Origin of the sequence: Vibrio rumoiensis, from assembly GCF_002218045.2 — a bacterium.
GTDB classification, from domain to species: domain Bacteria; phylum Pseudomonadota; class Gammaproteobacteria; order Enterobacterales; family Vibrionaceae; genus Vibrio; species Vibrio rumoiensis.
Genome location: NZ_AP018685.1, coordinates 1,734,798 through 1,748,316, shown reverse-complemented (window position 1 = coordinate 1,748,316; position 13,519 = coordinate 1,734,798). Strand labels below are relative to the sequence as shown.

At 42.7% G+C, this 13,519-nt stretch carries 12 protein-coding genes; 9 read left to right on the top strand and 3 right to left on the bottom strand.

Going from position 1 to position 13,519, the window contains the following annotated elements; all coding sequences use genetic code 11:
* Window positions 1-25 precede the first annotated feature (25 nt).
* The gene (locus VRUMOI_RS08055) at window positions 26-1,579 is read right to left on the bottom strand and encodes a SulP family inorganic anion transporter (RefSeq protein WP_089140221.1); all 1,554 of its coding nucleotides are present in this window, start codon (window positions 1,577-1,579) and stop codon (window positions 26-28) included.
* 306 nt (window positions 1,580-1,885) lie between these two features.
* On the bottom strand, window positions 1,886-4,831 hold the full coding sequence (gene rne / locus VRUMOI_RS08050; RefSeq protein WP_089140222.1) for a ribonuclease E: 2,946 nt from the start codon (window positions 4,829-4,831) through the stop codon (window positions 1,886-1,888).
* 663 nt (window positions 4,832-5,494) lie between these two features.
* Here rne and rluC point away from each other — a divergent pair.
* Window positions 5,495-6,439: a 23S rRNA pseudouridine(955/2504/2580) synthase RluC gene (rluC, locus tag VRUMOI_RS08045; protein WP_089140223.1), complete on the top strand. Its 945-nt coding sequence runs from the start codon at window positions 5,495-5,497 to the stop codon at window positions 6,437-6,439.
* Window positions 6,440-6,455: 16 nt separating this feature from the next.
* Here the strand turns inward: rluC and VRUMOI_RS08040 are convergent, their stop codons facing one another.
* The gene (locus tag VRUMOI_RS08040) at window positions 6,456-7,046 is read right to left on the bottom strand and encodes a Maf family protein (RefSeq protein WP_089140224.1); all 591 of its coding nucleotides are present in this window, start codon (window positions 7,044-7,046) and stop codon (window positions 6,456-6,458) included.
* 158 nt (window positions 7,047-7,204) lie between these two features.
* On the opposite strand from VRUMOI_RS08040, the gene yceD reads away from it, so the two are divergent.
* The 8 genes from yceD to fabF all read left to right on the top strand — a co-directional run bounded on the left by yceD (window position 7,205) and on the right by fabF (window position 13,471).
* The gene (gene yceD, locus VRUMOI_RS08035) at window positions 7,205-7,729 is read left to right on the top strand and encodes a 23S rRNA accumulation protein YceD (RefSeq protein WP_089140225.1); all 525 of its coding nucleotides are present in this window, start codon (window positions 7,205-7,207) and stop codon (window positions 7,727-7,729) included.
* 43 nt (window positions 7,730-7,772) lie between these two features.
* Entirely contained in the window at window positions 7,773-7,943 is a 171-nt protein-coding gene (rpmF, locus tag VRUMOI_RS08030) for a 50S ribosomal protein L32 (RefSeq protein ID WP_017025198.1), read from the top strand.
* Between the two features lie 9 nt (window positions 7,944-7,952).
* Complete coding sequence (plsX, locus tag VRUMOI_RS08025; RefSeq protein WP_089140226.1) at window positions 7,953-8,978, top strand: phosphate acyltransferase PlsX; 1,026 nt, start codon at window positions 7,953-7,955, stop codon at window positions 8,976-8,978.
* A 5-nt stretch (window positions 8,979-8,983) separates the two neighbouring features.
* Complete coding sequence (locus VRUMOI_RS08020; protein WP_089140227.1) at window positions 8,984-9,934, top strand: beta-ketoacyl-ACP synthase III; 951 nt, start codon at window positions 8,984-8,986, stop codon at window positions 9,932-9,934.
* Between the two features lie 57 nt (window positions 9,935-9,991).
* On the top strand, window positions 9,992-10,918 hold the full coding sequence (gene fabD, locus VRUMOI_RS08015) for an ACP S-malonyltransferase (RefSeq protein ID WP_089140228.1): 927 nt from the start codon (window positions 9,992-9,994) through the stop codon (window positions 10,916-10,918).
* Between the two features lie 64 nt (window positions 10,919-10,982).
* A complete protein-coding gene (gene fabG / locus VRUMOI_RS08010) occupies window positions 10,983-11,717 on the top strand; it encodes a 3-oxoacyl-ACP reductase FabG (protein WP_089140229.1) in 735 nt (244 codons plus the stop codon).
* 182 nt (window positions 11,718-11,899) lie between these two features.
* Window positions 11,900-12,133: an acyl carrier protein gene (gene acpP, locus VRUMOI_RS08005; RefSeq protein WP_027697107.1), complete on the top strand. Its 234-nt coding sequence runs from the start codon at window positions 11,900-11,902 to the stop codon at window positions 12,131-12,133.
* A gap of 93 nt (window positions 12,134-12,226) precedes the next feature.
* Window positions 12,227-13,471 carry a beta-ketoacyl-ACP synthase II gene (fabF, locus tag VRUMOI_RS08000; RefSeq protein ID WP_089140230.1) on the top strand — a complete coding sequence of 415 codons (1,245 nt, stop codon included), beginning with the start codon at window positions 12,227-12,229 and terminating at the stop codon, window positions 13,469-13,471.
* The last annotated feature ends 48 nt before the right edge of the window (window positions 13,472-13,519 follow it).

Here is a 13,519-nt window from a genome sequence, read left to right as displayed (position 1 = left end):
GAGTCATTGAAGTTTATGTTGCGAATTAATCCGCTAATAAATCATCAATAACCTTGTAGGTTGGATCTTCTTTGACATTGATTTCAATTAAGCTGCCTGCTTTGGTGAGTAACGCACGGCAATCTTGGCTTAGATGGCGCAAGTGCAGTGTTTTACCTAGCTTAGAGTAACGCTCTGCAACCGTTTCAATGGCTTCGATGGCGGAATGATCGACAACTCTCGATTGACCGAAGTCGATAATGACATCGATAGGATCATCCTGAGCATTAAATAACTCAGAAAAGTTCGCTGCAGAACCAAAGAAAATAGGGCCATTTATTTGATAAACTTTTGAGCCTTCTTCATTGATGCTAGTAACGGCATTGATGTGTTTTGCATGCTGCCAAGCAAACATTAACGCTGATACGACGACACCAACACCAACGGCGACTGCCAGGTCTGTCAGTACGGTAACGATCGTGACAAGAATAATCACAAAGAAATCTTGTTTCGGCACTCGACGAGCGAGCTTGAATGTTGCCCATTCAAAGGTACCAATCACGACCATGAACATGACGCCAACTAACGCGGCTAATGGGATCATTTCAATCCAAGTTGCCGTAAATAATATAAAGCAAAGTAGCGCAACCGCCGCTGTAATACCTGATAAACGACCACGACCACCTGAGTTAATATTGATCATTGATTGACCAATCATCGCACAGCCACCCATGGCACCAAACATTGAACAAGTTAAGTTACCAAGTCCCTGGCCGATACATTCACGGTTGCCTTTACCTCGAGTGTTAGTCATCTCATCAACGACGGTTAATGTCAGTAATGATTCAATCAGGCCAATGGCAGCGATGATAAGAGCGTATGGGAAAACAATTTGTAATGTTTCGAAGTTAAATGGTACTGCAGGCAGAGCAAATGTAGGTAGTTCACCCGCAAGTGTTGCATTCATATCTCCAGACATGGTGCGTAGAAAATCAACCACAGTACGAGTATCTAAATTGAACACTTGCGTCAACGCTGTAACTGCGACAATAGCAACCAGTGACGAGGGAATAGCGGTCGTTAATTTAGGTAAAAAGTAGATAATCGCCATTGTTAAAGCCACTAGACCTAACATGATCGCCATTTGCTCTTGTGGTAACCAAGCCAGCACACCATTGATGTCTGGTGCCTTAAATTGGCCGAGTTGAGCCATGAATATAACGATGGCTAAGCCATTAACAAAACCGATCATCACTGGGTGAGGAACGATACGGATAAATTTACCTAGCTTTAATAAACCAGCAGTGATTTGCAATACACCGACTAATAATACTGCGGCAAATAAATACTGGATGCCATGAACCGCCACTAAGCTCACCATAACGACGGCAGTTGCGCCAGTTGCACCAGATATCATGCCTGGACGACCACCGAAAATAGAAGTGACTAAACCCATGATAAAGGCGGCATATAAGCCAACCATAGGATCAACGCCTGCTACAAAGGCAAAGGCAACGGCTTCAGGGACTAATGCCAATGCTACCGTCAAGCCGGATAAAATATCATTTTTTAAAGATTGGTTTGAGATTTGGGGAAACATGCGTACTCAGTTAAAGGTTATAAAACAAAAGGCTCTAACCATGAATGAAAAGTGATACTGACGTCACGATATCCATGACGACAAATATGAATGAAGGGTATTCATAAATTAGAGTGCGAATAAATTGTTGTCGAATGTTACAGAATGGTTTAATTCACTGCAACAGGTTATGGTTATTGCATATTAAATATTCAAAATTGGAATCATGAATAAAAGTGGATAGGCTAGTGATTCTGTGAGATAAAAAAAAGCAAGACCACGGTAATCAGTGATCTTGCTTGATGTCATAACTTAATGAAGTTTGGCTTAGTCGTTGAGTGTTTTTGACATCTCTGAGCAAGCGTGGCCAGTAGCCGATTGGCTGCCTGCCGCTTTACCAGTAAACGTAGTTTCACGCAAAGGCGCTGCAACAATGGTAATGTCATTTAATACGCCGGTTCCAGAGGCTTTAGCCATTGGTGCGCTGACATGTGATTTTGCTGTAGCCGCTTTAACTTTGACCGATTTCGGTGTCTTAGCTTGTTGCGCTTTTGGCGTATTCTCGATGACAAGGTTTTCTTGCACTTCAGTTTTAACTTCAGTAACTTCCTCTGTCATTGGAATCGATGGTTCTTCTATCACTGGTACCGATTCTACAGGTACAGGTTGTACCATCACTTCAGGTTCTGCTTCTGCTTTTACAGGCTGCTGTTTAGCTTTGGCTTCAGCAGGTGCATTGTCAGTTAGCTTCTTGCTCAGGATAATAATTTTACCCATCGACATTTCAGGGAAAGCGAATCCACCGGTAGAAATTGATGCTTCTACTACTGGTTGTACTTTCTCTTCTTTTTGTTTTGGTTTTTCTGGTACGTACTGTGGCCATACTTTACCCATTGCCATCTCAGGAGAGGCTACACCACCTGCACGTAAGCGGTATGGGTTAGGGCGACGGTCACGTGTACGACGACGACGCTGACCACTTGCTCGAAGATGACGAGGTGAACGACGGTTACGGCGTTGTTGACCATCTTCTTTTTCAGTTGCTTGTGGCTGAGTTGTCGCTTCAGTTTGTTCTGCTTGCGCTAATTCTTGAGTTGCTACTTCTTCAGCAACTTGTTCATTGACGCGAACTTTCTTTTTCATCTGACGACGTTGACGACGCTGTTTGACTTGTGTCGTTTTTTCTTCAGTTGATGTTTGTGTTGATTTCGCTTGCGCTTCTGCGGCAATTTGCTGGCCTTGTTCCACAACCTTGGTTGTATTTTTAGCTGGCTTCTTGTTGTCTTGCTGCTTAGGCTTACGTTTTTTATCGTTGCGAGCTTCGGTATTCTGAACAGGAGCCGCCGCTTCTACAGCTTTGTTTTCTACATCATTAACACGAGGTTTACGACGTTTATTACGTTGTTCATTACTGCGCTCATTGCGATCACGATTATTACGACGACGATTGTTGTCACGCTGATCGTTGCGTTGACGATTTTGTTGTACAGGTTTTACTTCTTCAGCAGGCTGTTCTTCTTTTGGTTGGGTTTCACCACCAAATAAGAAATTACCAATTGCTTTGAATAAGCCACCTAAGCCACCAGAGGTTGCCTTTTCTTGTTGCGCAGCTTTAGGAGCCGGTGCGGCTACTGGTGCTGCCGTCGGTGTCGGCGCTGGAGCGCTTGATGGAGCAAAACCTTTTAATACAGGTTCTTCAATACGACGAGGCTTCATATCGGCTAAAGCCGGTTCTTTGGCTTCGGCTTCTTTAAATGCTTCGATTCGTTTCGGCATCAAGTAAGATAAAATCTGATGTTCTTCACCATCGCGTAGGCGAACCACTTCGAAGTGAGGGGTTTCCATATCAGCATTTGGTACAACAATGATGTTTACTTCTTGATGTTTTTCGATGTGCTGGATTGATTTACGCTTCTCATTGAGGAGGTAAGAGGCAATCGGTACAGGCACAACCGCAAGTACTTGTGAGCTGTTATCTTTGAGTGCTTCTTCTTCAATTAAGCGAAGTACAGATAGTGCTAATGATTCATTGTCACGTACGACACCAGTACCTGTACAGCGAGGACAGATATGATGACTTGCTTCGGCGAGTGATGGGCTCAAACGTTGGCGTGACATTTCTAATAAACCGAAACGCGAGATACGACCAATTTGTACACGAGCACGATCCATTCTCACCGCTTCACGCATGCGAGTTTCAACTTCACGTTGATGACGAACAGGCGTCATATCGATGAAGTCGATGACCACTAAGCCACCTAGGTCGCGTAAACGTAATTGACGAGCTATTTCATCTGCCGCTTCTAGGTTGGTGTTTAATGCCGTTTCTTCGATATCACCGCCTTTCGTTGCGCGTGCAGAGTTGATATCGATAGACGTTAAAGCTTCGGTTGGATCGATGACAATTGAGCCGCCAGATGGTAGTCGCACTTCACGTTGGAATGCAGACTCAATCTGACTTTCGATTTGGTAATGACTAAATAGTGGAACATCACCATCGTATTTTTTAACACGAGAAACAAAATCAGGACGAACCAATTGGATATGGTCACGTGCACGTTCATAAATCGTATTACTATCAATTAAGATTTCACCAATATCACGACGTAAATAGTCGCGAATTGCACGCACAATGACGTTACTTTCTTGGTGGATAAGGAATGGTGCCGCTTCTGTATTAGAGGCTTCTTTAATGGCAGCCCAATGTTTAAGAAGGATGTTTAAATCCCACTCAAGCTCTTCTGCACTTTTACCGACGCCAGCGGTACGGACAATCAAGCCCATACCTTGTGGCAGCTCAAGAGTACTTAATGCAGCTTTTAGTTGGGTGCGCTCATCACCTTCAATACGGCGAGAAATACCGCCTGCACGAGGATTATTTGGCATCAGAACTAAGTAGCTACCCGCAAGAGAGATAAACGTTGTTAAGGCAGCGCCTTTTTGACCGCGTTCTTCTTTTTCTACTTGTACAATAACTTCTTGGCCTTCTTTTAGAACTTCTTTAATGTTCGGACGGCCTTGATAGGTGTAACCAGCAGGGAAGTAATCGCGGGCAATTTCTTTAAGAGGAAGGAAACCGTGACGGTCAGCACCATAGTCTACAAACGCAGCTTCTAAACTTGGTTCTACTCGAGTGATACGGCCTTTATAAATATTAGCTTTTTTAGATTCATGCCCAGGACTTTCGATATCTAAATCAAACAGTCGTTGACCATCAACTAATGCGACGCGCAGCTCTTCTTTTTGAGTTGCGTTGATCAACATTCTTTTCATTTTTAAAATTCTCGTTGTTTTTCTTCGTGATAATTGCTTATCGCTTTATGTCGTATCAAAGGTGCCAGATCCCATGACTTTGGCTTCAACCTCACGGCTGTATAGGGGATGCTCTAGGGCACAATAGTCACCAAACATTCATACCTTTCTTATTTAAGGTTGTGAGACATAACGTTGTGTCACAACCCCAATTACTTTGGGTAGAGCTAGAATGCTTGGTCCGAATTCGAGTCGGTATTACTTCTACATTGATAACGTGAGTAGGCGATAAGTTGGTCTTCGTCTGTTGTGTCTTACGCCTAATGCAGCACATACGTTCGAAGCTTCTACTCATTAATCGCAAATGGATGACATTAAATTTGCATAGAAAATGTTCAATACAACCATTGCAGCTGTGAACTATAGCAGTGCCACGAAATATCAGCAATCAGCTTTATGTCAAAGTGCGCAAATAAATAGGAAAACCTGTGATTAAGTCTAATCTTAGCAGTGTTACGCTCGAATAATTAACAATGTTAATTTCTTTAATAACAGCTGTTTAATGTGTTTTCTGTTTTGATTTTATACAGTTGTTACTGAAAAGTGAGTGTGGGGGATAAAATGAAGATAATAATTTTTAGAATCTTGTGCCTATCATGGATGTTTGAGTGTTAGAATAGCGCCATGAATGATATTAAAACAGAAGTGAAATTTGTCGATATAGATGCCGATATGGCTGGTCAACGTATTGATAATTTTTTACGTAATCAATTAAAACAGATCCCTAAAAGCATGGTTTATCGAATCTTGCGTAAGGGAGAAGTACGCGTGAATAAAAAACGTGTAAAAGCAGAATATAAATTACAAGCTGGGGATATGGTGCGTATTCCTCCGGTGCGCATTTCGGCAGAAGAAGATGCCGCTCCAATTAGCACTAAATTAGATAAAGTCTCTGAATTAGAAAATTGCATCATCTTTGAAGATGACAGCATGCTGATTTTAAATAAGCCATCAGGTACAGCTGTACATGGTGGCAGTGGCTTGAAGTTTGGGGCAATCGAAGCGTTAAGAGCGCTGCGTCCACAAGCCCGCTTTCTTGAGTTAGTGCATCGTATTGACCGAGATACTTCGGGCATTTTATTGGTGGCAAAAAAACGCTCTGCTTTACGTCATCTACAAGCACAATTTCGTGAAAAGACCGTGCAGAAGTATTATTTTGCGTTAGTGATGGGTGAGTGGAAATCAAACTGCAAAGTCGTGAAAGCACCGCTTTTGAAAAATGAAGTAAACAGTATCGTTCGAGTTAACCCGAATGGTAAACCATCGGAAACGCGTTATAAAATTTTAGAAAAATTCAGCCAAGCGACGTTAGTTCAAGCGAGCCCGATAACGGGTCGAACGCATCAGATTCGAGTACATTGTCAATATGTTGGCCATCCTATTGCTTGGGATGACCGTTATGGTGACCGTCGATTTGATGCTTACACAGGACAAGTTGGCTTGAATCGATTATTCCTTCATGCGGCGAATATTAAATTTATTCATCCGGCTACTGAAGAAGCGATGGACATTTCAGCCCCGATGGAAGCGAAACTAGAAAAAGCGTTAGCCGGCTTAAGAACTCATTAAATAGCGATAGCTGATATTAGTTTGCTAACACTCGAATTCCTTGTTTTTCTAGCATGTCGATAAGAGTAATTAATGGTAAACCAATGAGCGCGTTTGGATCTTTTCCTTCTAAACGTTCGAATAATGCGATACCGAGCCCTTCGCTTTTAAAGCTGCCGGCACAATAGAAAGGCTGCTCAGTGTCAACATAGTATTCGATTTGCTCTTGGCTGAGGTTTCTGAAGTGAACTTTGAATTCATCTAGAGAGACGTCACACTTTCCATTTTCACTATTATAAAGAGCGAGACCAGTATAGAAGGTGATAGATTGCCCTCTTGCTTGGGTTAATTGCTGAATCGCATTCTCTCTTGTGAGCGGCTTACCAACGATATGATCGTTAATGACGCAAACTTGATCTGAGCCGATGATAATTTGCTTACCTTGAGCGGGCGTTGCACAAGATTGCGCTTTCAATTTTGCTAAACGAAGTACAAGATCTTGAGCGCTTTCATTGATTAAAGGTGTCTCATCACAGGCTGGTTCACGTGTTTCAAACTCGATAGCAAGTTTATCGAGTAATTGTTTTCGGTAAGGGGATGTGGAGGCTAAAATGAGCGTTGAGGACATAAATAGGTTCTTACAGCTTAACTAATCATCTATATACCTTAAACTAATTCACCCTATGCGTCATGCTTATAAGGCTCATAGAACATTAAAAGAGAAAGTGTAAGTTTTTTGCCTTTTTCTTTGACTAAAACCATTTTGGAGGATAATATTCGCGCCCTATGCAAAAGGTAAAAATACCGCGTACAGTTGACCCAGCAAAATCAGCTCAAAAACGCTTAGATTATCAAGGTATAATCCAAGTTAGTTTAATGAAGCGTCTTGCCGAGTTTACTGAAGGCGTCAAACGCGACGCAGAAGTATCATTGTCCTTTGAGTTGGATGAACAACGATTAGTCGTTATCTCTGGTAAAGCTAACGTCGAAGTCGATTTAGAATGTCAACGCTGTAATGAGATGTTCGCACATTTGTGTGAAGTAGAATTCACTTGTACTCCTGTTTACAGTGAGAAAAGTGAACAAGACGCCCCGGAAGAGTACGATTTGGTAGATCTGAACGAGTACGGTGAGTTGGATCTGATTAAACTAGTGGAAGACGAGTTCATTCTAGAATTACCTCAAATTGCGATGCATGATGAATCTGAATGTAGCGTACAATCAAACAATATGGTGTTTGGCGATCTTCCTGAAGAAGTTTTAGAAGAAAAACCGAATCCATTTGACGTTTTAAAAAATTTAAAGCGCTAGTGCTAATTTAAGCATTAGAGTTTAAAAACGAAGGAGTAGGGTCATGGCCGTACAAAAGAGCAAAAAATCACGTTCAATGCGTGGCATGCGTCGTTCACACGATGCGCTAACAACTAGTGCATTATCTGTAGACGCAACTTCAGGTGAAACTCACCTACGTCACAACGTGACTGCTGACGGTTACTACCGTGGCAAAAAGGTTATCAACAAGTAAGGTTGACCTTTGCAAACTATTACCGTTGCACTTGATGCAATGGGCGGGGATTTCGGTCCTCGCGTAACAGTGCCTGCCGCCGTGCAGGCATTGTCACATTTCCCAGAGCTGAAAGTTATCTTGGTCGGTGATCGTGAACAACTCACGAAAGAGCTGACACATCTCGGATATACTCCGACCCCTCGTCTCATCATTAAACACAGTGAGAGATGTATTTCTAATGATGAAAAGCCATCTCTAGCATTACGAAATAGTGCTGGAACCTCGATGCGTATTGCACTTGATTATGTTGCTGATGGCATGGCTGATGCTTGCGTGAGTGGTGGTAATACCGGCGCTTTAATGGCTTTATCAAAATTTCGTCTTAAATTATTGCCAGGTATAGAACGCCCAGCGCTAGTTAGTGCATTACCAACGGTATCCGGTAAGAAAACCTGGATGCTTGATTTGGGGGCTAACGTATCGGTTGATGCCGATACTTTATTCCAATTTGCCGTAATGGGCAGTGCACTTGCGGAAGTTCATATTCCATATCCACCTAGAGTGGCGATTTTGAATGTTGGTGAAGAAGAAATAAAAGGCAATGATCTGGTTAAACGTTGCTCAGAATTGCTCAGCCAAACAAAAGAAATTAATTATTCTGGCTATATTGAAGGAAATCAGCTTTTTTATGATGTCGCAGATGTGATAGTTTGTGATGGATTTGTCGGAAATGTGTGCCTAAAAACCTGTGAAGGGGTCGCGCACTTATTCCATCAAAAATTAAAAAGTTATTTTACTTCTTCAACAATTAAGGGCTGGATTGCTCGAAAATTGTTCTCTCATTTATTTAATGAGTTAAAAACACTGAACCCCGACCAGTATAATGGTGCAAGTTTGCTAGGATTGCGCGGCATTGTTATCAAAAGCCATGGGCAAGCTGATACATCTGCTATGATCAATGCAATTGGTGAAGCAGTGTATGAAGTCAAACAGCAAGTCCCAAGCCGTATAAGCGAACGCTTAGAAGCGGTTTTACTCGAGAGGCATTATTAGTCTTCATGAATAGCAAAATTTTAGGAACAGGTAGTTACCTACCGACTCAAGTGCGTACTAACGCCGATTTAGAAAAAATGGTTGATACTAGTGATGAGTGGATTGTAACTCGTACTGGTATCCGTGAGCGCCGCATTTCTGCTCCAGATGAATCGGTTGCTGATATGGCTTATCACGCATCAGTTAATGCGATTGAAATGGCTGGGATTGATAAACACGATATTGATCTAATCATCGTTGCGACTACTAGTGGTAGTCATAAATTCCCATCATCCGCCTGTCAGGTTCAAGCGGCATTAGGCATTAAAGGCTGCCCAGCATTTGATGTTGCCGCGGCATGTTCTGGTTTTGTTTATGCCTTATCGATTGCCGATCAGCATATCAAGACAGGTATGGCAAAGAATGTTCTAGTGGTGGGGGCGGATGCATTATCAAAAATGTGTGATCCTGAAGATCGCTCAACCATTATTTTATTTGGTGATGCTGCAGGCGCCGTAGTATTAGGTGCTAGTGAAGAACCGGGGATCATTTCAACTCATTTACATGCGGATGGTCGTTTCGGAGAGCTGTTAAGCTTAGAAGAAGCGAAACGCGGAGAATACATTGATGCTTGGCTTCATATGGCAGGTAACGAAGTATTCAAAGTGGCTGTAACTCAACTATCAAAATTAGTGAAAGATACGCTAGCGGCTAATGATATGGCGAAAACTGAGCTCGATTGGCTAGTACCACATCAAGCTAATTTACGTATTATTTCAGCTACAGCCAAAAAGCTTTCGATGTCGCTGGATCAAGTAGTAGTGACATTAGATCGTCATGGCAATACGTCGGCGGCTACGGTTCCGACGGCATTAGATGAAGCAGTACGTGATGGCCGTATTCAACGTGGTCACATGTTGCTATTAGAAGCATTTGGTGGCGGCTTCACTTGGGGCTCAGCGCTCGTTCGATTCTAATTGTTAGGTTTATCTACGCGATAGGTAAATGAGATTTTATTTTTAAGGAAATTTTCTATGAGTAAGTTTGCTGTTGTATTTCCAGGTCAGGGCTCTCAAGCCGTTGGTATGTTATCTGAGCTGGGTGAGCAATATGAAATTGTGAAGGCAACTTTCGCAGAAGCATCAGAAGCACTTGGTTATGACTTATGGGCATTAGTTCAAAATGGCCCAGTAGAAGATTTAAATGAAACGCACCGTACTCAACCTGCTTTATTGGCTGCATCTGTCGCGATTTGGCGTGTATGGCAAGAAGTGGGTGGTGAGCAACCTGAAATGGTCGCAGGTCATAGCCTTGGTGAATATTCAGCATTAGTTTGTGCGGGTGTTATCGACTTTAAACAAGCGATTAAATTGGTGGCGTTACGTGGTGAATTGATGCAACAAGCGGTTCCTGCGGGTGTTGGTGCCATGTTTGCCATTATCGGCTTAGATGATGCAGCTATCGCTCAAGCGTGTGAAGAAGCCGCGCAAGGTGAAGTGGTTTCTCCGGTCAATTTTAACTCTCCAGGTCAGGTTGTTATCGCGGGTAACAAAGCCGCAGTTGAGCGAGCTGGTGAACTTTGTAAGGCTGCGGGTGCTAAACGTGCACTACCTTTACCGGTTTCTGTTCCTTCACATTGTGCTTTGATGAAACCAGCCGCTGATAAACTTGCAAAGGCTTTAGAAGATATTGAATTCAATATGCCAGCATTACCGGTGATCAATAACGTTGATGTTATTGCAGAAACGGATCCTGCGAAGATTAAAGATGCGCTTGTACGTCAATTATATAGCCCAGTTCGTTGGACTGAAGGCGTTGTTACTATGCATGAACAAGGCGTAGAAAACCTACTAGAGTTTGGACCAGGTAAAGTATTAACTGGTTTGACTAAGCGAATTGTAAAAGCCCTGAGCGCACAAGCTGTGAATGATCCAGCTTCTCTTGACGCCGCTCGCGGTTAGTACTGATGGCATAGCGTTGAGCTATACCGAAGTATCATATTTTCAGTCATAAAGAGGATTTATAATGAATCTTGAAGGTAAAATTGCACTAGTTACTGGTGCCAGTCGTGGTATTGGTCGTTCTATCGCTGAACTTTTAGTTGAGCGTGGTGCGACAGTCATTGGTACTGCAACAAGCGAATCTGGCGCACAAGCGATTAGTGAGTACCTTGGAAGTCATGGTAAAGGTCTAGCCTTGAATGTAACGGACGCGGATTCTGTTGCTGCTACGATCAAAACTATTAACGAAGAATTTGGTGTAATTGACATTTTAGTGAATAATGCCGGTATTACTCGTGATAACTTGTTGATGCGTATGAAAGATGACGAATGGCAAGATATCATGGATACTAACCTAACATCGATTTTCCGTTTGTCTAAAGCGGTTCTTCGAGGCATGATGAAGAAACGCCATGGTCGTATTGTCAACGTGGGCTCTGTAGTGGGCACCATGGGCAATGCAGGTCAAGCAAACTACGCAGCAGCGAAAGCTGGCGTAATTGGTTTTACAAAGTCTATGGCTCGTGAAGTTGCTTCTCGTGGAGTAACAGTAAATACAGTTGCTCCAGGTTTTATCGAAACAGATATGACAAAAGCACTGAATGATGACCAACGTACTGCTACACTATCACAAGTGCCAGCAGGTCGATTAGGTGATCCGCGTGAAATTGCATCAGCAGTGGCTTTTTTAGCTTCTGACGATGCCGCCTATATTACTGGCGAAACACTGCATGTGAATGGTGGTATGTACATGGTCTAAATCTGTTTGGGTGTTTTTTAGACACCTCTATGCATGATTTAGGTCAAAAATGTACCAAATTTCAGTGAAAAACATGAAATTTGTGGTTTGACCAGCAAGGTCAGCCTTGCAACTTTTCAAAGTTTGAATAAACTACGGCTAACATCGCATTTAAGCGAACTCTCTGTAATAGGAAAAGAAAAATGAGCAACATCGAAGAACGCGTAAGAAAAATCATTGTTGAACAACTAGGTGTGGATGAAGCAGAAGTGAAAAACGAAGCTTCTTTCGTTGATGATCTAGGTGCTGACTCTCTAGATACAGTAGAGCTAGTAATGGCTTTAGAAGAGGAATTCGATACTGAAATCCCTGACGAAGAAGCTGAAAAAATTACTACTGTTCAAGCTGCAATCGACTACGTAAACAGCGCACAGTAATAACACCCCCAGGCGGTCTCCCAGACCGCCTGAGTTTTATCTACATCATATTTCCTACATACTCTCAGTATATTAATCTCCGGAGAAAGAATCGTGTCCAAGCGTCGTGTAGTTGTTACAGGCATGGGGATGTTGTCACCGGTAGGCAACACCGTTGAATCCTCTTGGAAAGCCCTTTTAGAAGGTCAAAGTGGTATCGTGAATATCGAACACTTTGATGCAACCAATTTTTCCACCCGTTTTGCAGGTTTAGTGAAAGACTTTGACTGCGAACAGTACATGTCTAAAAAAGAATCCCGCAAAATGGATCTATTTATCCAGTATGGTATCGCTGCGGGTATTCAAGCTTTTAATGACTCTGGTATTGAAGTGACCGAAGAAAATGCAACACGCATTGGTGTTGCTATCGGCTCTGGTATTGGTGGTATTGGTTTAATTGAAGAAGCTGCGCATACTTTGCGTGATAAAGGTCCACGTCGTATGAGCCCTTTCTTTGTGCCATCAACGATTGTGAATATGATTGCCGGTCATTTGTCGATCATGAAAGGTCTACGTGGTCCTAATATTGCTATTTCGACCGCATGTACCACAGGTTTGCACAATATCGGTCATGCGGCACGTATGATTGCTTACGGTGATGCCGATGTCATGTTAGCCGGTGGTGCGGAAAAAGCTTCAACACCGCTTGCGATGAGTGGATTTGCAGCCGCTAAAGCATTATCAAGCCGAAATGATGAACCACATCTTGCTTCACGCCCTTGGGATAAAGACCGTGATGGTTTTGTGCTAGGCGATGGTGCTGGAATGATGATAGTAGAAGAATATGAACATGCGAAAGCGCGTGGTGCGAAAATCTACTGTGAAATCGCAGGCTTTGGTATGAGTGGTGACGCTTACCATATGACCTCACCTAGTGCCGATGGTTCTGGTGGCGCATTAGCCATGGAAGCAGCGATTCGTGATGCCGGCATTACCGGAGAGCAGATTGGTTATGTCAACGCTCACGGTACCTCAACACCAGCTGGTGATGTAGCAGAAACACTAGGCATTAAGCGTGCACTAGGAGAAGAAGCGGCGAAAAAAGTGCTAGTGTCATCGACTAAGTCTATGACTGGCCACTTATTAGGAGCTGCGGGTTCTGTTGAATCGATCATTACAGTACTCACTTTGGTTGATCAAATTGTGCCACCAACGATTAATCTAGATAACCCTGATGATGGGTGTGATTTAGATTATGTACCTCACAAAGCACGTAAAGTAGAAAACATGGAATATGCTCTATGTAACTCGTTTGGCTTTGGCGGTACAAATGGCTCATTGATTTTCAAACGTATCTAGCATCTTGATAAATTTAAAATAGCTGAATAAGCCATTTTATAAAACGGT